Source organism: Geodermatophilus sabuli, assembly GCF_010686765.1.
GTDB classification, from domain to species: domain Bacteria; phylum Actinomycetota; class Actinomycetes; order Mycobacteriales; family Geodermatophilaceae; genus Geodermatophilus; species Geodermatophilus sabuli_A.
Genome location: NZ_JAAGWF010000003.1, coordinates 54541 through 79096, shown reverse-complemented (window position 1 = coordinate 79096; position 24556 = coordinate 54541). Strand labels below are relative to the sequence as shown.

General features: G+C 75.0%; 28 protein-coding genes. 14 read left to right on the top strand and 14 right to left on the bottom strand.

The features are described from left to right. Positions 1 to 108: 108 nt before the first annotated feature. Both GCU56_RS02135 and coaA read right to left on the bottom strand, forming a co-directional pair. On the bottom strand, positions 109 to 312 hold the full coding sequence (locus tag GCU56_RS02135; RefSeq protein ID WP_163479863.1) for a DUF5999 family protein: 204 nt from the start codon (positions 310 to 312) through the stop codon (positions 109 to 111). 178 nt (positions 313 to 490) lie between these two features. Continuing rightward, on the bottom strand, positions 491 to 1453 hold the full coding sequence (coaA, locus tag GCU56_RS02130) for a type I pantothenate kinase (RefSeq protein WP_163479998.1): 963 nt from the start codon (positions 1451 to 1453) through the stop codon (positions 491 to 493). Positions 1454 to 1545: 92 nt separating this feature from the next. Here coaA and GCU56_RS02125 point away from each other — a divergent pair, with 92 nt between their 5' ends. After that, the gene (locus GCU56_RS02125) at positions 1546 to 2361 is read left to right on the top strand and encodes a GNAT family N-acetyltransferase (protein ID WP_163479862.1); all 816 of its coding nucleotides are present in this window, start codon (positions 1546 to 1548) and stop codon (positions 2359 to 2361) included. Positions 2362 to 2367: 6 nt separating this feature from the next. On the opposite strand, the gene GCU56_RS02120 is transcribed toward GCU56_RS02125, so the two are convergent. Continuing rightward, entirely contained in the window at positions 2368 to 3264 is an 897-nt protein-coding gene (locus GCU56_RS02120; RefSeq protein WP_163479861.1) for a serine hydrolase, read from the bottom strand. 76 nt (positions 3265 to 3340) lie between these two features. Then, entirely contained in the window at positions 3341 to 3886 is a 546-nt protein-coding gene (locus GCU56_RS02115; RefSeq protein WP_163479860.1) for a YbhB/YbcL family Raf kinase inhibitor-like protein, read from the bottom strand. A 145-nt stretch (positions 3887 to 4031) separates the two neighbouring features. Between GCU56_RS02115 and GCU56_RS02110 the strand changes: the two genes are divergently transcribed. Then, the gene (locus GCU56_RS02110; RefSeq protein WP_163479859.1) at positions 4032 to 4751 is read left to right on the top strand and encodes an HAD-IA family hydrolase; all 720 of its coding nucleotides are present in this window, start codon (positions 4032 to 4034) and stop codon (positions 4749 to 4751) included. Next, on the top strand, positions 4748 to 7111 hold the full coding sequence (locus GCU56_RS02105; protein ID WP_163479858.1) for a glycosyl hydrolase family 65 protein: 2364 nt from the start codon (positions 4748 to 4750) through the stop codon (positions 7109 to 7111). The genes GCU56_RS02110 and GCU56_RS02105 overlap by 4 nt, the downstream gene beginning before the upstream one ends. A 67-nt stretch (positions 7112 to 7178) precedes the next feature. On the opposite strand, the gene GCU56_RS02100 is transcribed toward GCU56_RS02105, so the two are convergent. Then, positions 7179 to 7874 carry a M50 family metallopeptidase gene (locus GCU56_RS02100; RefSeq protein WP_345771589.1) on the bottom strand — a complete coding sequence of 232 codons (696 nt, stop codon included), beginning with the start codon at positions 7872 to 7874 and terminating at the stop codon, positions 7179 to 7181. A gap of 261 nt (positions 7875 to 8135) precedes the next feature. Between GCU56_RS02100 and GCU56_RS02095 the strand changes: the two genes are divergently transcribed. Beyond that, on the top strand, positions 8136 to 8777 hold the full coding sequence (locus tag GCU56_RS02095) for a LysE family transporter (protein ID WP_163479856.1): 642 nt from the start codon (positions 8136 to 8138) through the stop codon (positions 8775 to 8777). A gap of 35 nt (positions 8778 to 8812) precedes the next feature. Here the strand turns inward: GCU56_RS02095 and GCU56_RS02090 are convergent, their stop codons facing one another. Both GCU56_RS02090 and GCU56_RS02085 read right to left on the bottom strand, forming a co-directional pair. Continuing rightward, on the bottom strand, positions 8813 to 9403 hold the full coding sequence (locus tag GCU56_RS02090; protein ID WP_163479855.1) for a TIGR03086 family metal-binding protein: 591 nt from the start codon (positions 9401 to 9403) through the stop codon (positions 8813 to 8815). A gap of 52 nt (positions 9404 to 9455) precedes the next feature. After that, on the bottom strand, positions 9456 to 10256 hold the full coding sequence (locus tag GCU56_RS02085; RefSeq protein ID WP_163479854.1) for a helix-turn-helix domain-containing protein: 801 nt from the start codon (positions 10254 to 10256) through the stop codon (positions 9456 to 9458). Positions 10257 to 10422: 166 nt separating this feature from the next. On the opposite strand from GCU56_RS02085, the gene GCU56_RS02080 reads away from it, so the two are divergent. Then, positions 10423 to 10659 (top strand): hypothetical protein, encoded by a 237-nt coding sequence (locus GCU56_RS02080; RefSeq protein WP_163479853.1) that lies wholly within the window; start codon positions 10423 to 10425, stop codon positions 10657 to 10659. On the opposite strand, the gene GCU56_RS02075 is transcribed toward GCU56_RS02080, so the two are convergent. After that, on the bottom strand, positions 10656 to 11027 hold the full coding sequence (locus GCU56_RS02075) for a VOC family protein (RefSeq protein WP_345771588.1): 372 nt from the start codon (positions 11025 to 11027) through the stop codon (positions 10656 to 10658). The two genes, GCU56_RS02080 and GCU56_RS02075, sit on opposite strands and share 4 nt — an antisense overlap. A gap of 266 nt (positions 11028 to 11293) precedes the next feature. Between GCU56_RS02075 and GCU56_RS02070 the strand changes: the two genes are divergently transcribed. The 3 genes from GCU56_RS02070 (at position 11294) to GCU56_RS02060 (ending at position 12714) form a co-directional block, all read left to right on the top strand. After that, the gene (locus GCU56_RS02070; protein WP_345771587.1) at positions 11294 to 11539 is read left to right on the top strand and encodes a type II toxin-antitoxin system Phd/YefM family antitoxin; all 246 of its coding nucleotides are present in this window, start codon (positions 11294 to 11296) and stop codon (positions 11537 to 11539) included. Beyond that, complete coding sequence (locus GCU56_RS02065; RefSeq protein WP_163479851.1) at positions 11536 to 11910, top strand: PIN domain-containing protein; 375 nt, start codon at positions 11536 to 11538, stop codon at positions 11908 to 11910. Before GCU56_RS02070 ends, GCU56_RS02065 begins: the two co-directional genes overlap by 4 nt. Positions 11911 to 12471: 561 nt before the next feature. Then, positions 12472 to 12714 carry a hypothetical protein gene (locus tag GCU56_RS02060; RefSeq protein WP_163479850.1) on the top strand — a complete coding sequence of 81 codons (243 nt, stop codon included), beginning with the start codon at positions 12472 to 12474 and terminating at the stop codon, positions 12712 to 12714. Between the two features lie 12 nt (positions 12715 to 12726). Here the strand turns inward: GCU56_RS02060 and GCU56_RS02055 are convergent, their stop codons facing one another. After that, the gene (locus GCU56_RS02055) at positions 12727 to 13146 is read right to left on the bottom strand and encodes a hypothetical protein (RefSeq protein WP_239521647.1); all 420 of its coding nucleotides are present in this window, start codon (positions 13144 to 13146) and stop codon (positions 12727 to 12729) included. An 86-nt stretch (positions 13147 to 13232) separates the two neighbouring features. Here GCU56_RS02055 and GCU56_RS02050 point away from each other — a divergent pair, with 86 nt between their 5' ends. From GCU56_RS02050 to GCU56_RS02025, 6 genes are all read left to right on the top strand, one after another. After that, positions 13233 to 14447 carry a MalY/PatB family protein gene (locus tag GCU56_RS02050; protein ID WP_345771586.1) on the top strand — a complete coding sequence of 405 codons (1215 nt, stop codon included), beginning with the start codon at positions 13233 to 13235 and terminating at the stop codon, positions 14445 to 14447. Positions 14448 to 14481: 34 nt separating this feature from the next. Next, complete coding sequence (locus GCU56_RS02045; protein WP_345771585.1) at positions 14482 to 15258, top strand: glycerophosphodiester phosphodiesterase family protein; 777 nt, start codon at positions 14482 to 14484, stop codon at positions 15256 to 15258. Continuing rightward, positions 15255 to 16151, top strand: a complete 897-nt coding sequence (locus GCU56_RS02040; protein ID WP_345771584.1) for a lysophospholipid acyltransferase family protein — start codon at positions 15255 to 15257, stop codon at positions 16149 to 16151. The genes GCU56_RS02045 and GCU56_RS02040 overlap by 4 nt, the downstream gene beginning before the upstream one ends. A gap of 46 nt (positions 16152 to 16197) precedes the next feature. Beyond that, entirely contained in the window at positions 16198 to 17550 is a 1353-nt protein-coding gene (locus GCU56_RS02035; protein ID WP_163479848.1) for an MFS transporter, read from the top strand. Further along, complete coding sequence (locus tag GCU56_RS02030) at positions 17547 to 18287, top strand: thymidine kinase (protein WP_345771583.1); 741 nt, start codon at positions 17547 to 17549, stop codon at positions 18285 to 18287. Before GCU56_RS02035 ends, GCU56_RS02030 begins: the two co-directional genes overlap by 4 nt. A 182-nt stretch (positions 18288 to 18469) precedes the next feature. Next, positions 18470 to 18814, top strand: a complete 345-nt coding sequence (locus GCU56_RS02025; protein WP_163479847.1) for an RNA polymerase-binding protein RbpA — start codon at positions 18470 to 18472, stop codon at positions 18812 to 18814. 182 nt (positions 18815 to 18996) lie between these two features. On the opposite strand, the gene GCU56_RS02020 is transcribed toward GCU56_RS02025, so the two are convergent. From GCU56_RS02020 to GCU56_RS02000, 5 genes are all read right to left on the bottom strand, one after another. Next, on the bottom strand, positions 18997 to 19518 hold the full coding sequence (locus GCU56_RS02020; protein WP_163479846.1) for an FxsA family protein: 522 nt from the start codon (positions 19516 to 19518) through the stop codon (positions 18997 to 18999). 136 nt (positions 19519 to 19654) lie between these two features. Continuing rightward, positions 19655 to 21265, bottom strand: coding sequence for an apolipoprotein N-acyltransferase (gene lnt / locus GCU56_RS02015; protein WP_163479845.1), 1611 nt, complete (start codon positions 21263 to 21265; stop codon positions 19655 to 19657). A 496-nt stretch (positions 21266 to 21761) separates the two neighbouring features. Beyond that, entirely contained in the window at positions 21762 to 22166 is a 405-nt protein-coding gene (locus GCU56_RS02010) for a MaoC family dehydratase (protein ID WP_163479844.1), read from the bottom strand. Then, entirely contained in the window at positions 22163 to 22909 is a 747-nt protein-coding gene (locus GCU56_RS24965) for an OAM dimerization domain-containing protein (RefSeq protein ID WP_163479843.1), read from the bottom strand. Before GCU56_RS24965 ends, GCU56_RS02010 begins: the two co-directional genes overlap by 4 nt. Beyond that, positions 22902 to 24512: a lysine 5,6-aminomutase subunit alpha TIM-barrel domain-containing protein gene (locus GCU56_RS02000; RefSeq protein WP_163479842.1), complete on the bottom strand. Its 1611-nt coding sequence runs from the start codon at positions 24510 to 24512 to the stop codon at positions 22902 to 22904. Before GCU56_RS02000 ends, GCU56_RS24965 begins: the two co-directional genes overlap by 8 nt. Positions 24513 to 24556: the final 44 nt, after the last annotated feature.

Below are 24556 nucleotides of genomic sequence, written 5' to 3'. Positions count from 1 at the left end.
GGCCGGCCCGGTCCGGGAGGCGACCTCCGCCGCCCGGCCAACGACCGTTATCCCCAACACACCTCGACGCGGTCGGGTGACCGGCCACCCCGCCGGGGTAGCACGGGCTCAGCGGGCGACGAGCTCGGGAGCCCGCCAGTCGCGGTGGTGGGCGACGGCCCGGCCGTCGGGCAGCAGCTCGCCGTCGTCGTCGAAGAGCACGACGCCGTTGCACAGCAGGCTCCAGCCCTGCTCGGGGTGGCTGCTCACGACCGCGGCGAGGTCCCGCTGGTCACTGGCGGAGTCGGGGCAGGGGGCTACGTGGGAGCACATCGAGGACTCTCCGATCGATCGCGGCGCGGCCGGATCACACTGTGTGTCCGTCTGATGACTGGACGCTGCGAAGTGTGCGCCCACCGGCGGGCCCTGTCAGGTGACGAAACTCACCACCTCCTCCCAACGGGTCGGGCAGGACTCGCCATGGCAGCGCCCGCGCCGCGCCGGGGGAGGCTCAGATCTTGCGGAGCAGGACCCGCCGCACGGAGTGGTCCGCGGCCTTCTGCAGCACCAGCCGGGCGCGGGACCGGGTGGGCGCGATGTTGTCCCGCAGGTTGGGTCCGTTGACCGCCGCCCAGATGCGCAGCGCCGTCTCGCGGGCCTGGTCGTCGGTCTGCCCGGCGAAGCGGTGGAAGTAGGCGGCGGTGTCCTGGAAGGCCGTCCGCCGGAGGGCGAGGAACCGGTCCACGTACCACTGCTGGATGTCGGACTCCGCGGCGTCGACGTAGACCGAGAAGTCGAAGTAGTCCGACAGGAACACCTCGGGGGCGCTGCCGTCGGCCCGGCGTCCGGCCTGCAGCACGTTGAGGCCCTCGAGGACGAGGATGTCGGGCCGGTCGACCACCTGCCGGGCGCCCGGGACGACGTCGTAGGAGGAGTGGTCGTACAGCGGGGCGCTGACCTCTCCGCGACCGGACTTGACGGCGGCGAGGAAGCGCAGCAGCGCCCGCCGGTCGTAGCTCTCGGGAAAGCCCTTGCGGCTGAGCAGCCCGCGGGCGTCGAGGGCGGCGTTGGGCAGGAGGAAGCCGTCGGTGGTGACCAGGTCCACCCGCGGCGACCCGGGGCCGGCGGTGAGCAGGTTCTGCAGCAGGCGCGCCGTGGTGCTCTTGCCGACGGCCACGCTGCCGGCCACCGCGATCACGTAGGGCACCTTCGCGGTGCCGTCCCCGAGGAACTCGCTGCGTGCCGCCCACAGTCGCCGGCTGGCCTCCACGTGCAGGTTGAGCAGCCCTGCCAACGGCAGGTAGACCGTGGCCACCTCGTCGAGGTCGATGCGGTCACCCAGGGTGGCCAGCGCCCCCAGGTCGGCCTCGTCGAGGGGCAGCGCCGTGCCGGCGGCGAGGGCTCGCCACGAACCGCGGTCGAACACCGCGTAGGGCGAGACCTGGGAGCGGGTGCCTGCCGTCACGGTGCCCATGGTGCCGTCCGCCACCTCCTCCTCACCCGGGCGGGTGGCCCGGGGGACGTCGACCGGCCGTCGGGGCGCCCTCTCCCGTCTAGGGTGCCGACGTGCCCACCCAGCCAGGGCTGCTCGAGTGCATCGAGCGGTACTTCGCCGCCGCGCCGCTGCCCGACGCCCGGATCGAGACCGCCGGCGGCCTCGACGTCCCCCTCGCCAGCCCGGACTGGCCCCACCCGGCCCGCCCGCGACACGGCGCCACCGTCACGCCCGACGACGTCCGCGCCGCGGTCGCGCTCCAGGAGCGGGCGGGTCTGCCCGCGGCACTGGAGTGGATCTGCGAGTGCGCGCCGTCGGCCGCCGCCGCCGTGCGCGCCGCCGGGCTGGCCGTCGAGGAGTCGCCGCTGCTGGTGGCCGCGGACCCGGTGGAACTGCTCCTGCCGCACGGCGTGCGGCTCTACCTGGTCGGCGCCGACGACCCCGAGCTGCCCCGGTACCAGCGGCTGGCCTCGATCGCCTTCGCCCACCCCGGCCCCCGGGCCGACGTCGGCGACGCCTCGGTCGGAGCGGCGCCGGAGTCGCGGCGGACCGCGGTGCTGCGCGAGCGGATCGCCACCGGGCGCACGGTCCTCATGGTGGCGGTCGAGGGCGGGGAGCCGGTCGCGGTGGGCTCGCACGCGCCGGTCGACGTCGACGGCACCGAGATCAGCGAGATCACGGGCGTGGCCACGCTGCCCCGGCTGCGCGGCCGGGGCCTGGGTGCCGGGGTCGCCTCGGCGCTGGCCGCGCACGCCCGCGAGTCGGCCGACCTGGTCTTCCTGGTCGCGGGGGACGACGACGTCGCCCGTGTCTACGAGCGGGTCGGGTTCGCCCGCCTGGCGACGGTCGGCACGGCCGAGCACGTGGACGACTCGCCGGCCGGCTGACCCGCGCTACCGGTCCTGCGGGAGCGGGATCGCGGCGGCGGCCGTGTCGAGCGCCGCGCGGGCGGCGTCGTAGCCGACCGTGCGGGGCACCTCGCTGAGCAGCACCACCACCCGCTGGTCGATCACCCCGACAGAGTGCAGGTGCCGGTTGCCCGCGACGCAGCACATCCAGCCCTGCTTGACCGCCGGGGTCCCGGGGACCGTGCCGAAGACGCCGAACTGCTGGTCGAACCCGTCGGCGGCGATCGGGGTGGCGCCGCGCATCCACCCCAGCAGGGTCTCCGCGTCATCGGGGTGGGCCACGACCGGCAGCAGCGCCAGGAAGCGCGCCAGGTCGTTGGCCGTCGTCATCGTCTCGCCCCACTGCCCGCGCACCGCCGGGGGAGTGGTGCCGCGCAGCCGGTAGCGGACGGCGACGTCGCGCACCATCTGCGCGCCGTCGAAGCGCACCCACAGCGACGAGGCGGCCGGGTCGTCCGACCGCGCGATCATGACCTGCATCGTGGCGAGGTCGCCGAGGGTGAGGACGATCCGGCCGGTGCGGGCGCGATGGAGGAGCTCCTCGGCGACGAAGAGCTTCACCATCGAGGCGGTCGGGAAGGGGCGGTCGCCCAGCCCGTTGGCGGCGGTGGCCGCGAGCAGACGGGCGCTGCGCGCCTCCACGGCACGAACGGTGAGCCCGGTCGCGCGGGTGTGCTGGGCGGCCACGGCGACGGCGAGGGTGCCGGTCGGCCCGTAGGCGGCGGTCACCGCGGCGACGACCTCGGTGCCGCGGGCACCGCTCGCCGCGGCGTCGCCGGGTCGCACGAGGGGGTCGGAGAGCGCGAGGACCAGGAGGAGCAGCGCGGTCAGCAGCGCGCGGGCGGCCCTCGGCCCCCGCGTGTGCGACCCGGCCGCCGGCATGACGTCATGGTGCGCCCGCCAGGTGACGGGAACTCAAGACTTCAAGCACCTCAGGCGTGTCGGTCACGCCACGCGGTCAGTCCTGCTCGTAGAGGGCGACCAGCGTCCCCCGTCCGAGTGTGTGGCTGAACAGGTTGAAGCCCAGGACGGCCGGCGTCGTGTCCGGGGTGACGTCGAGGGTCTCGGTGTCGACGGCGTGCACGGTGACGAAGTACCGGTGCGGGCCGTGCCCGGCCGGGGGAGCGGCACCGACGTACCCGGCGAACCCGGCGTCGTTGCGCAGCTGCACCGCGCCGTCGGGCAGGGCGGCCCCGCCCTGGTCACCGGCTCCGCTGGGCAGCTCGGTCACCGACACGGGGATGTTGGCCACCGCCCAGTGCCAGAAGCCGCTGTGGGTGGGCGCGTCGGGGTCGTACACGGTGACGGCGAAGCTCTTCGTCCCCTCGGGGAAGCCCGACCAGGACAGCTGGGGGGAGCGGTCCTCACCGCCGGCGCCCATCACGCCGCTGACGTGCGGCATGGCCAGCGGCTGGCCGTCGGCGCAGTCGGTGCTGGTGACGGTGAAGCCGGGCACCTGGGGCAGGAACTCGTAGGGACTCGGCGGCGTCGGACGGGCGGCCATGGGCCCTCTCCTCGGTCTCGGGCGGACGGGTGGGCCGGAGACGGCCCCCGAGCCGACCCTAGGCACCGGCGGAGGGGTGCGCGCGTCGGTGAACAGCGTGTTTCCCGGTCCGGCGGCGCGTGCCCTGCGCCGGTAGCGTCGGGCCGTGCTCGGCCTCCCGGATCACGTCCGCGTCTGCCTCTTCGACCTCGACGGCGTCCTGACCCGCACGGCGACGGTGCACATGGCCGCCTGGAAGCGCACCTTCGACGAGTTCCTGCGGCGGCACGACCCCGGCCAGCCGGAGTTCAGCCAGGAGGACTACAACCGCTTCGTCGACGGTAAGCACCGTGCCGACGGCGTTCGCGGCTTCCTCGCCAGCCGGGGCATCCAGCTCCCCGAGGGTGGGCCGGACGACCCGCCGGGAGCGGCGACGGTGCACGTGATCAGCGAGCAGAAGAACGCGATGGTGCTCCGCGAGCTCGAGGAGCACGGCGTCGAGGTCTACCCCGGGTCGGTGCGCTACCTCCGGGCGGTCAAGGACGCGGGCCTGGCCACGGCGGTGGTCACGGCCAGCGCCAACGGCGAGAAGGTCATCGCCGCGGGCGGCTTCGCCGACCTCATCGACGCGCGGATCGACGGCGTCGTCGCGGCCAGGGACGGCCTGCGCGGCAAGCCCGCCCCGGACACGTTCCTGGCCGGCGCCCGCGCCCTGGGCGTCGAGCCGGGCGCGGCGGTCGTCTACGAGGACGCACTGTCCGGTGTGCAGGCCGGGCGCGCCGGGGACTTCGGGTACGTCGTCGGCGTCGACCGGGTCGGGCAGGCCGACGCCCTGCGCGACGCGGGCGCCGACGTCGTGGTGACCGACCTGGAGGAGCTGCTGTGACGGAGGGCCGGCCCAGTTTCCCGGTCGAGCCTTGGGCGCTGACCGAGATCGGCCTCGACCACGCCTCGCTCGCCGTCCACGAGTCGGTGTTCGCCCTCTCCAACGGCCACCTCGGCATGCGCGGCTCGTTCGAGGAGGGCGAGCCCGTGGTCATCCCGGGCACCTACCTCAACGGCTTCTTCGAGGAGCGCCAGCTGCCCTACGCCGAGGCCGGCTACGGGTTCCCGGAGCAGGGGCAGACCGTGGTCAACGTGACCGACGGCAAGCTGATCCGGCTGCTGGTCGGGGACACCCCCCTGGACCTCGCCTACGGGGAGATCATCGACCACCGCCGCACGCTGGACCTGCGCCGCGGGGTGCTGCGCCGCACCACCGAGTGGCGCTCACCCAACGGCCGGACGGTGACGGTGACCAGCACCCGGCTGGTCTCGCTGCGCCGCCGCTCCATCGCCGCCATCGAGTACTCCGTCGAGTGCAACGACGGCCAGGGTGACCTCTACATCGCCCTGCAGTCGGACCTGCTGGCCAACGAGCCGGTCGACAGCGGCACCGAGGCCGACGACCCGCGGGCCTCCGCCGCGCTGGCCCGGCCGCTGGTCAGCGAGCTGGCCGTGGCCCGTGGTCACCGCGCCGTGCTGGTGCACCGCACCCAGCGCAGCCGGCTGCGCATGGCCGCCGGCATGGAGCACGTCGTGGAGGTGCCCGACACCTCCACCGAGGAGATCGAGGCGGGGGAGGACCTCGCCCGCTTCACCCTCGCCGCGCGGCTGCCGCAGGGCTCGTCGGTCAAGCTGCTCAAGTACCTGTCCTACGGGTGGTCCTCCCGCCGCTCGGCGGCGGCGCTCCGCGACCAGGTCGAGGGTGCGCTCGCCACCGCCAAGCTGGCGGGGTTCGACCGGTTGCTGCGCGAGCAGCGGGAGGTGCTCGACGCGCACTGGCTGCACGCCGACGTCGAGATCGAGGGCGACGACGAGCTGCAGCAGGCCGTGCGGGTCGGCGTCTTCCACCTGCTCCAGGCCGGCCTGCGGGCCGAGCGCCAGCCGATCCCGGCCAAGGGGCTCACCGGGCCCGGCTACGACGGGCACACCTTCTGGGACACCGAGACCTACGTGCTGCCGGCGCTGACCTACATCGCGCCCGCCGCGGCCCGCGACGCCCTGCGCTGGCGGCACGCCACGCTGGACCTCGCCCGGGAGCGGGCGCGGGTGCTCGGGCTGCACGGCGCGGCCTTCCCGTGGCGCACGATCCGTGGCGAGGAGACGTCGGGGTACTGGCCGGCCGGGACGGCGGCGTTCCACATCAACGCCGACATCGCCGACGCCGTCGTCCGGTACCACCACGCCACGCTCGACGAGGAGTTCGACCGTGACCACGGCGCCGAGCTGCTCATCGAGACGGCGCGGCTGTGGGCGTCGCTCGGGCACTTCGACGAGGAACACGGCTTCCGCATCGACGGGGTGACCGGGCCGGACGAGTACACCGCCGTCGTCGACAACAACGTCTACACGAACCTGATGGCGCAGCGGAACCTGCTCGAGGCCGCCGCCGCGGTGCAGCGCCAGCCCGACGTCGCCGGCCGGCTGGACGTGACCGAGGACGAGGTCGCGGTCTGGGAGAAGGCGGCCCGGCTGATGGCGGTGCCCTACGACACCCGCCGCGGCGTGCACATGCAGTCCGACGCGTTCACCCACCACGAGGAGTGGGACTTCGAGTCGACACCGCCGGACTGCTACCCGCTGCTCATGCACTACCCGTACTTCGACATCTACCGCAAGCAGGTCATCAAGCAGGCCGACCTGGTGATGGCCCTGCACCTGCGCGGCGACGCGTTCACGCACGAGGAGAAGGTCGCCGACTTCGCCTACTACGAGGCCCGGACGGTGCGGGACTCCTCGCTGTCGGCCACCCAGCAGGCGGTGGTGGCGGCCGAGACCGGGCATCTCGAGCTCGCCTACGACTACTGGGGCGAGGCCACCCTCACCGACCTGCAGAACCTGCACGGCAACTCCGGGCACGGCCTGCACATCGCCTCGCTGGCCGGCGGGTGGACGGTCGCGGTGGCCGGCTTCGGGGGGATGCGCGACCACGACGGCCGGCTGCTCTTCGCCCCGCGGCTGCCCGAGCGGATCACCCGGCTCGGCTTCCGGCTGAACTACCAGGGCCGGTGCCTGGTGGTCACGGTGACCCCGACGCAGGCGACCTACCGGCTGACCGAGGGTGACCCGCTCGACGTCCACCACCACGGTCGCCGGCTCACCGTGGACGCCGAGGAGGTCGTCGCCGACATCCCGCCGGCGCCGTCGGTGGAGCCCGTCTCCCAGCCGCATGGTGCGGCGCCGCGGCGACGCGGCAAGCGCTGAGTCCGTTCCGGCCTCCTGCAGGGCCGTGCCGCGAGCGCGCGAGTGGTGGGGGCAGGAGGGTCCTCTCTCAAGCCAGCAGCCACCAGGCGCCCAGCAGCAGGGCGCCGAGGTCGACGAGCAGGAAGACGCCGACCCACAGCAGCGCCGGCAGCCGGGTGAGCCTGGCCAGCTGATCGGCGTCGGAGTCCGGGGCGGACCGGCGGCGCCGCGCCCGCTGCAGTTCGACCACCGCCTTCGGAGCGGCCAGCAGCAGGAACCAGGTGCCGGCCGCGGCGAAGGCGGCCTGGCCCTCCGGTGGCAGCCACCCGGTCACGGCGACCAGGACGGCGGCCGTCGCCAGCACCGACCACAGCCCGAACCAGTTGCGGATCTGGACCAGCAGCAGCGCGAGCAGGCCGAGCAGCGCCCAGAGCAGCCCCACCGCGTGCCCGGCGGCCAACAGCGCCGCCGCGCCCAGGCCGAACAGCCCCGGGCCCAGGTACCCCGCGGCGCAGGTGAGCACCATGCCCGGCCCGGTCGGCCGCCCGGCCGAGACGGTGAGCCCGGAGGTGTCCGAGTGCAACCGGATGCCGGCCAGCCGTCGCCCGGTGACCAGCGCGGCCAGACCGTGGGCCCCCTCGTGGGCGATCGTCACGACGTTGCGGGCCGGATGCCACAGGGCGGGGGAGAGGACGACGACCGCGGCGGCGGCCAGGGTGGCCAGCAGGACGGCAGGGGGCAGGTCGGGGACCGGGGTGGTGATCCGGGTCCAGAAGCGCGCCACGACGTCCACGGTCGGGCAGTCAACCGCACCTCCCTGGCAGTTCCCCGAGGCCTCGGCGTTCGACCGTTATCCCCAACACGCGCGGCGGTGCCCCGCGAGGGAAGACCAGGAAGCGGCAAGAGGGGACGCCTCCCGGCTGGCAGCGGCTCGACGCCGGCGCCCGGGTCCCCTGGAGCTGCTGCCGCGACGGGGTCGCGGCGGGGAGGACCCGGGGTCGGAAACGCGTCGACCGGACCCGCGACGGGCTGACACCCTGCTCGCGTGGACCTGCTGGGGACGCTGCCCGCGTTCGTGCTGGCGGTGCTGCTCATCTCCGCCTCGCCGGGCCCCGCGATGGCGCTCATCGTGCGACGCGCGGCGCTGCGGGGGCTACCGGGCGCGGTGCCCACGGTGCTCGGCCTGGAGCTGGGTCTGTACGTGTGGGCGCTGGTCGCCGGCGCCGGGCTCGCCGCCCTCGTCGCGGCGTCCGAGGCCGGCTACCTGGTGCTCCGGGTCGGCGGGGCGGCGGTGCTGCTCCTGCTCGGCGTCCGTGCGTGGCGTGCGGCGTGGCGGGACGACGGCCGCGAGCCCGCGGGCCCGGCCGCGGCGCCGGCCGCCCGGCGGCGCTGGTGGACGGCGTTCGGCGAGGGTGTGGTCGTCCAGCTGGCCAACCCCAAGGCCGCCGTCTTCATGGTCGCCTTCTACCCGCAGTTCGTGCCTGCCGAGGGGCCGGTGTTCGCCACCACCGCGCTGCTGGGGCTGCTGCAGATCACCCTGGAGACCGGCCTGTACCTGGGCCTGGCCGCCGGGGTCGCCCGCGCCGGCGCGTGGTTCCGCCGGCCACGCATCCGGCGTCGGCTGGAGGCGGTCAGCGGCACGGTGCTGGTCGGCCTCGGCGTCCGCGTCGCCGTCTCCAGCCCCTGACCCGACGTCGTGGCCACGGGGTCGCCGGGCCCGGATCAGGGGCGCCAGTGCGGATCGCGGCCGGACAGGCGCAGCGCCCGCTCGAGGGTGGGCATCCCGTCCTCGACCGGCAGCTCGTCGGCGAAGCCGCCGTACTGCCGGAAGAGCTCGCCGTGCTCGACGACGAGGTCGAGGACGACCCGGGCGGTCGCCTCGCTGACCGTCAGCTCCTGGCCGGTCGTTCGGGCGACGTCCCAGCCGTGGACGACGAGCTCCTTGACCAGCATCCCGGCCACGGTGGGCGCGGGGGAGGACATGCCGCCCAGATCGATCTCGCCCGTCCAGGCGGCCGGGTCCTGCCAGGCGGCGAGGGCCCGGTCGAGCTGGGCGGCGTACCGCTCGGGCCAGTCGGGGTCGGCGGTGAGATCCCGGGCGGCGAGGTCGTCGGGGATCGGCTCGCGACGGGCCCGGCACTCCAGGCCGTAGGCGCTGTAGAGCTGCCAGTGGTCGAGAAGGGTCCGCAGGTCCCACTCGCCGTCCGGGGTGGGGGAGTCGAGGGGCGCGGCGGCGGCGCCACGGGCGATGCGGGCCGCCTCGCCGGCGGCCTCCTGGAGCCGCTCGTAGAGGTCGGGGAGGGGCGTCGTCATGCCCTCGACGCTAGGAGCACCGCCCCCTCGGGTCTTGGAGAAAGGCGACGCCTCACCCGGCGGCCTGGCGGGCGTAGCGCGCCGGGGGAGTGCCGACGGCGGCGGTGAAGTCCCGGACGAGGTGCGCCTGGTCGGTGTAGCCCAGCTCCACGGCCACCGCGGCCCAGTCGACCGTGCCCTCCAGCGCGCGTTCGGCGACCTCGCGCAGCCGGGCCGCGCGGATCAGCCGCTTCGCCGACAGTCCGACGGCGTCGGCGAAGGCCCGCTGGAGACCGCGGACGCTCCGGCCGGTGCGCTCGGCCAGCTGGTCGACCCGGTGGATGGTCCGGTCGCTCTCGATCAGCTCGACCGTCGCGTCCAGCTCGGCGAGCTCCGGGGCGGCCGAGCGCGGCAGCGTGCGCAGCCATTCCTCGAGGACCGTCCGGGCGGCGGCCAGGTCGCCCGCCGCCTGCACCCGCCCGGCCAGGTCGGCCGGCAGCGGCAGCAGCTCCGCGGCCGGCAGCACCCGGTCGCGGAGCTCCCTGATCGGCCGGTCGACCAGCGACCGGAAGGCCGCCGCCCGGAAGCGCACCGCCGTGACCGTGGCGGCGCCGGTGAGCTGTCGCCGGTAGGTGCCGGAGACGGGACCGGTCAGCCAGACGCCGTCCGGCTCGACGGACAGGTTGACGCCGGGATGGGAGATGACGAGCGAGTCGTGCACCGCACCCGGCGCCAGCGCCCAGTCCACCCGCCAGTACAGCGCCACGAGGTCGGCCAGGGCGGGGGAGGGCGGCAGCCGGTCCAGGCCGTACACCGCCGGGATGGCGGCGGGGCGGAGGATCCCCCGGGTGGGACCCGGCCGGTCGTCGTCCATCGGCCGGACCCTACGACGCGATGCGGGCCGGGCCGCCGCTGTCGCCCGATCGTGGGCGATCAGCCCGGCCACCGGTGCACCGCCCCCGGCGTGATGTCACCGTGTCGGCCGGCCGGGAGCGCGTGACCCGCCGTCAGCAGTCGGTGCTCGACGATCGGGGAGTGGCGTGGCAGGCGGTCACCGGTACGAGCCGGCCAGGGCCCTGGCGGTGCTCGGCATCGTCGTGGGCGCAGCGCTGATCGTCTTCGGGGTCGTCGCGTTCGCGACGGGGAACCGCGCGTTCCTCGTGTCCTGGTGTGCGGTGGTGGTGGCGATCACCGCGCTCGACACGTGGGCGGCGTTCTCGCGGCGGGGCTCGCTGGGCACCTGGACGCGGCTGCCCGACGAGCAGGACCGCCCCTAGGAGCCTGCCGTGGTCGTCGTCAGGTTGACCACGGTGCCGTCGGGGTCGGTGATGTGGGCGACCCGCTGGCCCCACGGCATGTCGTTGGCCGGGCCGGGCGCGGAGCCGCCGAGTTCGTCGACCCGGGTCAACGTCGCGTCGACGTCGTCCACCTCGATGCTCAGCAGCATCCGGCCGGGCGTTCCCGGCACCACCGAGTCGTCGGCCGACAGCCCGAGTTCGGAGTCGCCCAGCTGCAGGCCGACGTAGGAGGCGGGGCCGTCCTCCGGGTAGCGCATCACCTCGGCGGCGCCGAGCAGCCCGGTGTAGAAGGCGAGCAGCCGAGGCAGGTCGGCGGTGACGATGATCGGTCGGATGGTGCTCGGCACGGGGCGCTCCTCGGGTCGGCGGTGCAGGGATGACCGCCGTCGGGCACCGCTCTCATCGGCGGCGCGCGGACGGCCGCCGGATCGCTGTGGACCGGCTCCGCCGACGCCATACTCGGGCGCACGGCCACCGGCAGCAGCACTGCCCGGCCCGACTGACCACCTGCGTCCGTTATCCCCAACACAGCGCCCAGCCCCGGCCGGAGGACCCCCAGGAACCCTCGGCGGCACGTTGACTTAGTCCACCTTAGTCAATCACGATGGAACGCGTGACCCGGACCGTGAACGTGCACGAGGCGAAGACCCATCTCTCCCGGCTGCTGGAAGCCGTCGAGGCGGGGGAGGACGTCGTCATCGCCCGTGCCGGGAAGCCGGTCGCCCGGCTCGTGCCGGCAGGAACGCGCCGTGAGCCACGGGTGCCGGGGTCGTGGCGGGGTCGGGTCGTCATCGCCGACGACTTCGACGAGACGCCGGAGAGCGTGTTGGCCGCGTTCCGCGGCGAGGGCGACGCGTGACGCTGCTGCTGGACACGCACGTCCTGCTGTGGTGGCTCGGTGACGACGACCGGCTGACCTCGACGATGCGGGCGGCCATCGCGGATCCGGGGACGGCGGTGGCCGTGTCGGCTGCGTCGGCGTGGGAGATGGCGATCAAGGCAGCCCTGGGCAAGCTGTCGGTGCCGGACGACCTCGCGACGGAGCTGGTGCACCACGGCATCGACGCGTTGCCGGTCACCGTGGAGGACGGCCTGACCGCAGGAGCGCTGCCGCGGCACCACGACGACCCGTTCGACCGCATGCTCATCGCCCAGGCGATGAGCCGTCGCCTGGTCCTGGTCACCGCCGACCGCCGCTTCGCCGACTACGACGTACCCACCCTGACCTGATGACCCCGGACCCGGAGGAGGGGGCGCGGTCCGGCCTAGTTGACATAATGTGCATTATCGGCGCACGCCGTACGGACCCGAGAGGGGCTGGACGAGGGCAAGGCGGCCGGTGTCCTGGCGGTGCGATCGTCCCCGTCCGACCGTCCGACCGTCCCCGTCCGACGGCCGTCGTCCGACCGCCGTCGTCCCGCACGGGATCCGACGCCGTCGTGCCGGGGACGGACTCGCGGCGCCGAGAGTCCGGCGGCGTCGCTGCTGGCGCGGCCTGGACGGCTCGCCGGCCCGGGTTCCCGCGTCCGGCGCCGATCATGATCCACGGGTCCGCCCGAGCTGATCACGGTCCACGAGTCCGCCCGGGCTGACCGTGATCCACGACCGCACCGGAGCACCGTCGGGCGGCCGACCCCCCGACCGGCGACCGTCCCCGGATGCCCACACTGCCCCCGGTCGTGCCTCCTCCCGACCCGCTGACCCATGCCCAGATACGTCACTGTTACGAAAAGATGGATAGGTGCCGGGTTCGACGGGCGGCTGTGCCGGACGCTCCGTAGGGTCGGGGACATGCAACTCCGACGCCCGATCGCCGCACTGATGACCGCCCTGGCGCTCTTCGGAGGCGGCGCGACGATGACCGGCTGCCAGGCCGCCGGGCAGGACCAGCGCGACGGCACCAACGACGAGGAGAGCGTCAACACCGACACGGACGACGAGAACGACGACTCCCAGGACAACCTCCCGGACAACTCCGACCCGGAGGACGGCGCTGAGCAGGACGGCGAGGACGACACCCAGGACCCGGACTGACCGGCGTCGTGGTCAGCCGGCTCGCTCGGACACCCACAGCCGGTCGAGCCGGCCGGTCGAGTGCAGCAGCTCGGCCAGGGACCGCTCCAGTTCGGCCTTGGTGGGACGTTCGGCCAGCAGGGTCTGCACGTCCTCGAGCGCGCACCGCAGCTGGTACAGCCGGTCCTGCAGGCCGTCGAGCTCGGACCGGGTCACCAGGACGACGTCCCCCGACAGCCCCGCCTTCGCGGTCGCGGACCGCTGCTCGTAGGCCCGCTGCCGGCACGCCTGGCCGCAGTACTGACGCGGCCGCCCCACCGATCCCTGCTGGGGCAGGACCCGACGGCACCACCCGCACCGACGCTCGGCGGCGCTCCCCCGCCGGGGGCTGGGCAACCCGGACCCCGGCGCCGCCTCTTCGTCGGTCGCCTCCGGTGCGTGCTGCTCTGCCACGCTGCGCACGGTAGACGGCGATGCCGACAGCACCGAGGAACACGCCCGGGACGGCCCGTCGCGGCCCCGGCAGGGACAGGAGGGCCGTGCCCGAGGAGCCGACGGCGGCGTTCGACGCGCTCACCGAGGACGCGCTGCGCGCCTCGGGCAGCCTCAAGTGGACCCGGTACGGGGACGCGATCGGGGCGTTCGTCGCCGAGATGGACTTCGGCACCGCCCCCGCGGTCACCCGGGCCCTGCACGAGGCGGTCGACCGCGCGGCGTTCGGGTACCTGACGCCCGAGGTCGCGGCCGGCATGGCCCGGGCCTGCGCCGGGTGGTACGCGGCGCACCACGGCTGGGCGGTCCCGCCGGAGTGGGTGTTCCCCCTGGCCGACGTCCTGGCCGGCCTGCAGGCGGCGATCGAGCACTTCACGCCGCCGGGCAGCCCCGTCGTCCTGCCCACGCCGGCCTACATGCCCTTCCTCACCGTGCCCGCGTTGCTCGGGCGGGAGCTCGTCCAGGTGCCGATGGTGCAGCGCGACGGCCGGGCGTCGTACGACCTCGAGGGCATCGCCCGGGCGCTGGACGGCGGCGGGCTGCTCGTGCACTGCAACCCGCACAACCCGCTGGGGCGCGTCTTCGACGCCGAGGAGCAGCTCGCGCTGGCCGAGGTGGTCGAGCGGACGGGTGCGCGGGTGTTCGCCGACGAGATCCACGCGCCGCTGGTCCACCCCGGCGCGGTACACCGGCCCTACGCCGCCCTCTCCCCCGCCACCGCGCGGCACACGGTCACCGCCACGGCGGCGTCCAAGGCCTGGAACCTGCCGGGTCTCAAGGCCGCGCAGCTCATCCTCTCCGACGAGGCCGACGCCGAGCACTGGGCGCGGGTGGGACTGCTGTACGGGCACGGCGCCTCGACCCCCGGCGTCCTCGCCACCACCGCCGCGTACAGGGAGGGCGGCCCGTGGCTGGCTGGCGTGCTGGCCTACCTCGACGGCAACCGCCGGCGCCTGGGCGAGCTGCTGGCCGAGCACCTGCCCGCGGTGCGCTGGACGCCGCCGGAGGGCACCTATCTCGCCTGGCTGGACTGCCGGGCGCTGGACCTGCCGACCTCACCCGGGGCGTACTTCCTCGAGCACGCCGGCGTCGCCCTGGTCGACGGGCCGGAGTGCGGCGCGCCCGGTGCCGGGCACGTGCGGCTGAACCTGGCGACCCCGCGCCCGGTCCTGGACACCATCGTCGCCCGGATGGCCACGGCGGTCGCCGGCCGGACGGGCGGTGCCCACGAGGACGGTGGGGCGGGAGGCACGAGGGGCTGACCGGGCCGGTCACGCCCGGCGTTAACGTGTCGGCGTGGTCCCGGCCCGCTACGCCTTCCTCGACGGGCCGACCCCCCTGGCGATGGCGCACCGCGGCGGGGCCATCGAGCACCTGGAGAACACCCGCCCGGCGTTCGAGGCCTGCGTGGCCATGGGCTACCGCTACCTGGAGACCGACGTCCGGGTGACCGCCGACGGCGTGCCGGTCGTCTTCCACGACCCGACCCTGGACCGGGTGACCGACCGGAGCGGGCGGGTCGACCAGCTGCCCTGGTCGGAGGTCGCCACGGCCCGGATCGGTGGCCGCGAGCCCATCCTGCGGCTCGAGGAACTGCTCGGCGCCTGGCCCGACGTCCGGTTCAACCTCGACATCAAGGCCGCCGGTGTCCTGGCGCCGCTGGTGCGGACGGTGCGCCGGCTGCAGGTCGCCGACCGGATCTGCCTCGGGTCGTTCTCCGACGCCCGCCTCGCCGCGGCGCGCCGGCTCTTCGGCCCGACGGTGTGCACGTCCCTGGGCCCGCGGGGGGTGGCCGCACTCCGGCTGTCGTCCTACTCCCCGCGGGCGGCCGGCCTGGTGCGCATCCAGGCCGGCTGCGCCCAGGTGCCGCTGCAGCTGGGCGGCCGTGCGCTGGTCGACGAGCGGTTCGTGGCCACGGCGCACGCCCGTGGCCTGCAGGTGCACGTCTGGACGGTGGACACCGTGGAGGAGACGACGACGATGCTCGACCTGGGGGTCGACGGCGTGATGACCGACCGCCCGGCGATGCTGCGCGACGTGCTGGAGCAGCGCGGCCAGTGGAAGCCCCGGTGACCGGTCTGGGCACGTGGATCCGGGGCTGGCGCCCGTCCGCCCCACCGCTGCCGGACGACGTCGCGGGCCTGGTCGGCCCGGACGATCCGGAGTGGTTCGCCCGCGAGCTGGCCATCGCCGCGACCCCGCCCTGGTGGTTGTGGCGGTTCGTGCTGCGCAACTTCTCCTGGCTGCCCGGCGTCTTCGGCCGGCTGCAGGTCACCGGGTCGGTACCCGAGGAGTGGCTGGACGGGCCGCTGCTGCTGGCGGTCAACCACATCGGCGACTTCGACACCTTCGTGGTGGCCGCGGCCCTGCACCAGGCCGGCGTGACGCCGCGGTTCATGGCCACCGGCGGGATCATGCGCTCGCCCGTCGCGGGCCCCCTGCTCGAGCGCTGCGGTGGCATCCGCGTCGAGCGCGGCACCGACGTCGCCGCGCACGCGCTGCGGGTCACCCAGGTGGCGCTGACCCACGGCGGGCACGTCGTCGCCTATCCCGAGGGCCGGGTCGGGCTGACCGCCGACGGCTGGCCCGAGCGGGGCCGGTCCGGGCTGGCCCGCATGGCGCTGGCCGCCGACGTCCCGGTGATCCCGGTCAGCCAGTGGGGCGCCCACGAGGTGCTGCAGTACGCCAACGACTGGGGCAAGCTGCGCACCCTGCTGCGGGCCTTGTGGCGGCAGCCGGCGCTCCGGGTGCACATCGGTCCGCCGGTGTTCTTCGAGGACCTGCAGCCCGTCCGGGTCGGCGACGCCAACCGCGCCCGCACCCGCATCGCCGCGGCGATCACCCGGGGCCTGGTGCCGCTGCGGGCGGGCGAGCCGGCCGATCGCCCCGCCTGGGTCGACCCCACCCGCCCGACGACGGCGACCGCGGCGTTCCCCGGCGGCGTCGTCCCGGACGACATCCCGTGACCACCCTGTGCTGGACCGTCACGGGTCCGGCTGGCACCCTGCGCCGGTGACGACCGCCCCCGCCGCCGGGCCGACCGCTCCCCCCGCCGACCGGGCGCTGCGCCGCGAACGCTTCGGCTGGTACTCCTACGACTGGGCGATGTCGGTGTTCAACACCAGCGTCACCACCGTCTTCCTGGGGCCCTACCTGACGTCGGTCGCCGAGGACGCCGTCGGCCCCGACGGCCGGCTGCCGGTCCTCGGCCTGTCCATCCCGCCCGGCAGCTGGTTCTCCTACGTCCTGTCGGCGTCGGTCGTCCTGCAGGTGCTCGTGCTGCCGCTGACCGGCGCGGTCGCCGACCGGACCGGCCGCAAGCGGCAGCTGCTCGGCGGGTTCGCCGTCCTGGGGGCGCTGGCGACCACGGGGCTGTTCTTCGTCGCCGACGGCCGCTACCTGCTCGGTGCGGTGCTGTTCATCGTGGCCAACATCAGCTTCGGGGCGGCCACCGTCGTCTACTACTCGTGGCTGCCCGACCTGGCCGGCCCCGACGAGCGGGACGCGGTCTCCAGCCGGGGCTGGGCGTTCGGGTACGTCGGTGGGGCGCTGCTGCTCGCCGTCCACCTGGGCCTGGTGCTCGGCGCGGAGTCCCTCGGCCTGACCACCGGCGAGGCGGTGCGCATCTGCCTGGCCACGGCGGGGTTGTGGTGGGGCGCGTTCACCGTGTTCACCCTCTCCCGCCTGCGGGACCGCCCGGTGCGCGCGGCCGAGGGGCGCCCGCGCAGCGGTTTCCGGCAGCTCGCGGCCACGATGCGGGAGATGCGGGCGTTCCCGCTCACGCTCTGGTTCCTCGGGGCCTACCTGCTGTTCAACGACGGCGTCCAGACGGTCATCTCCCTGTCGGCCACCTACGCGACCGAGGAGCTGGGGCTGGAGCAGTCGGTGCTCACCGGCGCCATCCTCATGGTCCAGGTGGTGGCCATCGCCGGTGCCCTCGGCCTCGGCCGGCTGGCCGGCCGCTACGGCGCGAAGCGGGTCGTCCTGGGAGCCCTGGTGGCGTGGATCGGGGTGCTGCTGGCCGCCTTCTCCCTGCAGGAGGGGGCGGTCGCGCAGTTCTACGCCCTGGCCGCGGTCATCGGGCTGGTGCAGGGCGGCACGCAGGCCCTGTCCCGCTCGCTGTTCAGCCAGCTGATCCCGGCCGGCAAGGAGGCCGAGTACTACGGCTTCTACGAGATCAGCGACCGCGGCACCAGCTGGCTGGGCCCGCTGGCGTTCGGGCTGACCTACCAGCTGACCGGCTCCTACCGGTACGCGATCGTGAGCCTGGTCGTCTTCTTCGTGGCGGGCTTCGTGGCGCTGGCCGCGCTGCCGGTCCGCCGCGCCGTCCTGGCGGCCGGCAACACCCCACCGGAGCGCCTGTGAGCTCCCCGGACGGCGACTCGCGGGTGGAGCGGCGGACGTCGGCGGTCCCCGTCGCCGGTGACCGCCGCCGGCACCCGGCCCCGGCGCACCTGCGCTTCTTCCACGGCCCGATGGACTGCGGGAAGTCGACGCTGGCCCTGCAGGTGGACCACAACCAGGCCCGCCAGGGACGCCGGGGCCTGCTGCTCACCCAGGGCGACCGGTCGGCCCAGCCGCGGATCAGCTCCCGGGTGGGTCTGTGCCGGGAGGCGGTCGAGGTCGACGCCGGCACCGACCTGCGGCTGCTGGTGCGCAGCTCCTGGGCCGCGGGCGAGCGGGTGGACTACCTGATCGTCGACGAGGCCCAGTTCCTCACCGCCGGGCAGGTCGACCAGCTGGCCGAACTGGTCGACGAGTCCCACGTGGACGTCTACGCGTTCGGGCTGACCACCGACTTCCGCACCCGGCTGTTCCCGGGCACCCAGCGGCTGCTGGAGGTCGCCGACGACGTCCAGCGGGTGCAGGTCGAGGTGCTCTGCTGGTGCGGACTGCCCGGGCTGCTCAACGCCCGGGTGGTCGACGGGTCGATGGTGCGGGAGGGCGCGACGGTCGTCGTCGCCGACACCGCGCCGACGCCGGCACCCGGGGAGCCCTCCGCCGACGCCGACGTCCACTACCAGGTGCTCTGCCGGCGGCACCACGTGCTCGGCCAGCTGGGGCCGGCCGCGGCCGGCCCGGGGCAGCTCGCCCTGCCCTAGCTCACCCGTCGGGGGGTGGCTGCAGCGCCCAATACCACTCCATGCGATGATTCTGAACCGACTCTGCGGAATCTCTCCGCGAAATCCGCCGTTGGTTCTTTCGACACCGCCGTCCGGTGGGTAGCCCCCACGTCGAGACGTCCGGTTCCGACCGACACCAGAGCACGAGAGGACGGTGTGCCATGGGCGAGCGTTCCCTGCGGGGCAGCCGACTGGGCAGCGTGAGCTACGAGACCGAGCGGAACACCGCCCCGATCGAGCGGCAGTACGCGGAGTACCGGTGCCCTTCGGGTCACCTGTTCACCGTGCCCTTCGCCGACGACGCCGAGCTCCCCGACACGTGGGAGTGCAAGTTCGACGGCGGGGCGGCCAAGCTGGTCGGGGGTGCGGAGCCCGCACCCAAGAAGGTGAAGCCGCCGCGGACGCACTGGGACATGCTCCTGGAGCGCCGCTCGGTGGACGACCTGGAAGAGGTGCTCGCCGAGCGCCTCGAGGTGCTGCGCGGCCGGCGGACCCGCGCCAGCTGACGGAGGCCCCTCTGCCCTCACGCCTCGCAGGCTCGGCGCGGGGCCTTGCAGAGGAGCCGGCCCTCGGACACGGAACGGCCCCGGTGGGATCCCCACCGGGGCCGTTCCCTGTCCGGGGGCCGTCGACCGACGGCGGGATGCGCGCCAGCCTGCGGTTCCGGGTGCTGCGGTAGCCGCTGCCCTCAGGGCTGCGCCTGCTCCCGCCCCCGCAGGTCGTCGGCCGGGACGATCTCGCCCTCGATGACCATCGGACGTCCCACGCGGGTGGCGCCGCTGCCCGGCGCTCCGTCGACGTGGGGCGTGCGGGTGCTGCGGACGTGCACCGGGCCGCGCAGCTCGGCCGGGAGGCGGCCGGCCAGGACGCGGGCGAGCAGCCCCCGCACGAGGAACCGGGTGGGCGGCAGCAGGCACAGCAGCCCGACGACGTCCCCGATGAAGCCCGGCAGCAGCATCAGCAGCCCGCCGACGGCGATCAACCCGGCGTCGCCCAGCGCGCGGCCGGGTGCCCGGCGCTCCCGGGCGCGGTCGCGCAACTCGGTCAGGGCACGGGTGCCCTGCCGGGCCAGCAGCGCCCAGCCCAGGACGCTGGTGGTCAGTGCCGCCAGCACGGTCGCGCCCACCCCGATCCAGCTGGCGACGAGCACGAAGACGACGATCTCGGCCAGGGCGAGCAGCCCGGCCAGCAAGCGCACGCGGCGACCCACGGCTCTCCTCGGTCCGCCCCTGCGGGCGGTCCCCGGTCCCTGGCGGACCCTGGTCACCGCCCGCCGTCGCGGACCCGTCCCGGTGCGGGACCGGCCCGGCCGACCCCTCCCCACCCGGTACCAACGCCCGAGCGGCTCAATGTGCTCCGGCAGCCCGCCGCCGCGTCCGGGCACGGAGGACGACGGCCAGCAGGGCGCCACCCCCGAGCGCCGTCAGCACCCACTCCGGCGCCGCACCGAGCCGCTCGGCCAGGGTGGTGGAGTCGCGCTGGGCGATGTCCTCGACGAACGTGTCGGCGGTGTAGAGCTCCGACCGGGCGGCCAGCGAGCCGTCGGGCGCGACGATCGCGGAGATGCCGCTGGTCGCGGCCACCACGACGGTCCGGCCGAACTCCACCGCCCGCAGCCGGCTGGCCGCCAGCTGCTGCTCGCTCTCGTCGGTGTAGCCGAAGGTGGCGTTGTTCGTCTGGACGACGATCATCCCGGCACCGGCCCGGACGACGTCGCGCACGAGTCCGTCGTAGACCACCTCGAAGCAGATGACGTCGCCGACCCGGGCGCCGCCGAACTCGAGCAGCCCGACCTCGGTGCCGTGCACGAAGTCCCGGCGCACGAGGTCGACCTTGTCGCTGAAGAACCGGAAGAAGTCGCGGGCCGGGACGTACTCGGCCAGGGGCACGGGATGGCGCTTGACGTAGGTGTCGCCCGGGCCGGTGCGCGGGTCCCACACGATCCCGGTGTTGCTGATGAACCGGCCGGGGCCGTCGACGACGGCCCCGACGAGGACGGGTGCGTCGATCGCCGCGGCCGCCCGGCTGATCTGCCGGGCCGCGTCCTCGTTCAGGTAGGGGTCGATGTCGGAGCTGTTCTCCGGCCAGATGACGACGTCGGGCTGGTCCCGCTCCCCCGCCGCGACGGCCTCGGCGAGGTCCAGGGTGCCGGTCACGTGGTTGTCGAGGACGGCGCGGCGCCGTGCGTTGAACTCGAGTCCCGGCTCGGGCACGTCGCCCTGGACGACCGCCACGGTCACCGCCGGGCCGCCCGCGGTCAGCGACGCACCGGGCAGGGGCAGCCAGGCCAGGCCGCCCAGCAGCGGAACCGCCAGCGCCCCGATCAGGGCCAGGACGGCGGGCCGCCGCGCCCCCCTCCCCCGTGCACGGACGAGCGCGACCAGGGCGGCGGCCAGCAGCGTGCCGGTCAGGGCCACGGCGAAGCCGACCAGGGGCACTCCGCCGTAGGCGGCCAGGGAGAGGAAGGGGCCCTCGGTCTGGCTCAGCCCCAGCCGTCCCCAGGGGAACCCGTCGAGCACGAAGCGGCCGCGCAGCGCCTCGTCGGCCACCCAGAGGGCGGCCGCCCACAGCGGCCACAGCCGGAGCCGGGAGGTCGTCGCCGTCGCCGCGCCGAGCAGTGCCAGGTGCACCGCCTCCCAGCCGGCCAGCGCCAGCCACGGCAGCCAGCCGACGAAGATGCCGCTCCAGGACAGCAGCGGCACGAAGAAGCACAGGCCGAAGACCAGGCCCAGCCAGGCACCGGAGCGGGCCCGCCGGCCCCGGACGGCCAGCGCGAGGGCGGCCGGGCCGAGGGGGGCCAGCCACGACAGACCGTACCCCGGGAAGGCGAGCAGCAGGACCAGTCCCCCGGCCGCGGCCAGCAGCGTGCGCCAGGGCAGCCGTCGTCCACGGGCTGCGGGCGCCGCGCCGGGGGCGTCCGGCGCCCGCTCCAGGGTGCCTGAGGCGACCGCTCCCACCGTCGCCTCCCGTGCGCCTGGCGCACCGGGCCGTCCCGGGCGCTGCCTGCCCCGAGCCGTACCGGCGGGGCGACCACCGGCCACGTCGCCGGCGTCCTGCGCCCCAGCATCCCATCCGGGCGGGGACCGGCGGGCGGCGCCGTCGTCCGGCCCGGGCGCTCCGGGTCGCGCCGACGGCGGTCTCCCCGCGGGCCCGCGCCTTCGGGCCGGCCGGCCGGTCGCTGGCGGCGACCGGCGGGTCGTTGTCTGGTGGCGCGGGTCCGGGCTGGACCCCGCCGGGTGCCCGGCGCGCGGTCCTCCGGCCCTCCGTCGGCGCCCTCGACCTGGGTGGCGGCCGGGCGGCGACCGCCGCCCGGCCGCGCGGTCGGGATGCCCGCACGGCTGGTCCGGAAGAGCACGTGCCGGTGCTCCCGGAGTGGAACTGCAGGCACTGTAGGAACGGCGCCGACGGGAGTGGGCGATTCCGGGAGGTCTGTGTCAGACCGTGACCCATTCGTTACGGCGCGCCTGCTGGCGTCGGGACGACGAGCGTGGCAATGGCGGTCACGACGACCTCCGGCGGGTCGAGCACGCCGGCCGCCGAGGGGCCGCGCTCGGGCCGGCTGCGGGCCACGACGCGGGCGGTGCACCGCAGGTCGCGGCTGCGCCGGCCGATGCGGACCACCTCGCAGGTCGCCTCCAGCACGTCACCGGCCCGCACCGGCCCGAGGAAGGACACCTCCGACCAGCCGGCCAGCAGGCCCTCGTCGCCGTCGAGCACGATGGCGACCTCGGTGGCGACGTCCCCGAACAGGCCCAGGGTGTAGGCCCCGTCGACGAGCGCACCGCCGTAGTGGGCGTGCGCGTGCGGCACGTACCGGCGGTGGGTGACGACCAGGCCGAGGCGGGGGTCGTCGGTCATGCGGTCGCCTCCTGGGGCAGCAGTGCGGACACGAGGTAGCTGGCGACCTCGCCGGGCGTCGTCCCGCGGCCGAACACCTTGTCGACGCCGAGGTCGGCGGCCATGGCCGGATCGAAGCGGGGACCGCCGACGACGAGCAGCGGCCGGGCCTCCCCCATCGCCTCCCGGAACGCGGCGGCGAGCTCGCGGGTGTTGCGCAGGTGCGCGTCGCGCTGGGTGACCACCTGGGAGACCAGGACCGCGTCGGCGCGCCGCGCGCGGGCGGTGCGCACCAGCTCCGGCACGCCCACCTGCGCGCCCAGGTTGGCCACCTCCAGCTCCCGGTGGTACTCCAGGCCCTTCTCCCCGGCGAAGCCCTTGACGTTGAGGATCGCGTCGATGCCGACGGTGTGCGCGTCGGTGCCGATGCAGGCCCCGAGGACGACGAGCTTGCGGCGCAGTCGGGTCCGGACGGCGGCGTCCACCTCGGCCGGGGACAGCAGCGGATAGCTGCGCTCCTCCACCCGGACGGCGTCCAGGTCGACCAGGTGGCGCACGCTGCCGTACACGACGAAGAACGTGTAGCCGCTGTCGATGGCCCGGCTGTGCACCACCATCGCGGGCTCGATGCCCATCTTGGCGGCCAGTTGCAGGGCGGCGCCCTCGGCCCTCGGGCCGGCCGGGACGGGCAGGGTGAACGACGTCTGCACCATCCCGTCGCCGGTGGTGTCGCCGTAGGGCCGGACGATCGTCCCGTCAGGCACGCGAGACCTCCCTCTCCAGGAGCTCCAGGGCCGGGTTGTAGGCGTCCGGGCCCGTGGCGACGACGCCGTCGAGGCCCCGGCCGCCGTCCGGGGACCGCTTGGTGATGCCGAAGGTGCCGTCGGCGATCGCCTGGATGAGGCCCTCGGGGTGGTCGGCGATGCGGCCGAGCAGGTCGACGGCCTCGCGCAGCACGGTGTCGGCGCGGCGGTCGATGAAGCCGCCGGCCGGGGGTGCGAAGTCCTCGGCCAGGTTGCCGGCGGCGTCCAGCACGTAGCGGACGTTGCGCAGTGCCAGGTCGCGGTCGGACAGCCACGGGGTGACGACCGCCTCGGTCATCATCCCGACCAGCAGGATGCCCTGGCCGGTGAGCGCCCCGGCCAGGTTGAAGAAGCCGTCGAGCAGGTAGCCGCGGAAGACGTCGCCGGTCATGTGCTTGGTGGGCGGCATCCACTTCAGCGGCGCGTCGGGGAACAGGCTCCGGGCGAGCAGGGCGTGGGCCAGTTCCAGCCGGAACGACTCGGGGACGTCGGGGTCGATCTCGAAGGCGTGCCCGAGGCCGAGCTGCCAGTCCTCCAGCCCGGCCTCCTTGGCCAGCGTCTCGTTGAGCAGCTGGCTGACCGTGACCGTGTGCGCCTCGTCGACGGCGTCGGCGGTGGTGAGGTAGTTGTCCTCGCCGGTGTTGATGATGATCCCGGCGCGGGCGTGCACCATCCGGCTGAACCGCTGGTCGACGAACGTGCGCCGCGGGTTGATGTCGCGGAAGAGGATCCCGTACATCGCGTCGTTGAGCATCATGTCCAGCCGCTCGAGGCCGGCCAGGACGGCGATCTCGGGCATGCACAGCCCGGACGCGTAGTTGGTCAGCCGGACGTAGCGGCCCAGCTCGACGCCGACGTCGTCCAGCGCGGCCCGCATCAGCCGGAAGTTCTCGCCGGTGGCGTAGGTGCCGGCGTACCCGGTCCGGGTGGCGCCCTCGGGGACGTAGTCCAGCAGCGACTGCCCGGTGGACCGGATGACGGCGATGACGTCGGCGCCCGCGCGGGCGGCGGCCTGGGCCTGCGGGATGTCCTCGTGGATGTCGCCGGTGGCCACGATCAGGTAGATCCACGGCCGGCGGGGCGGATCGCCCAGGGTGGCGACCAGCTCCTCGCGGCGGGTCCGGTTCGCGTCGATGCGGGCGATGCCGGCGGCCACGGCGTCGCGGGCGGCGTCCCGGGCGCGCTCGGCGTCGGCGCCCGCGGGCACGCTGAACCGCGCCGTCCCGGCGCCCACCTGCTCGGCGAGGGCCTGGAGGCCGGGCGCCGCACCCGAGGCGAGGGCGTGCCAGACGGGCAGCGCGACGCCGGACCCCAGCCCGACCTGGTCGCGGACGGCGTCCACCACGCGGTTGACCCACGGCACCCGGCCCACCGACTGCTCGTCGCCCGCGGAGCCCTCGCCGGTGACCGGGTCGGTGCCGGTCAGGCCGGCCAGGCGCAGCACGGCCCGCTCGACGGAGACGGTGGTGTGCCGCCGGGCCAGCTCGACCACCGGCTCCGCGGCGCGGCGGGCCAGCTCCCGCGCCCGGGCCACGAGGACCGGGTCCAGCACGAGACCGCTCACGGCCGCTCCCCCCTCTCAGGGTCTGCCGCGGGGACGCCCTCGGG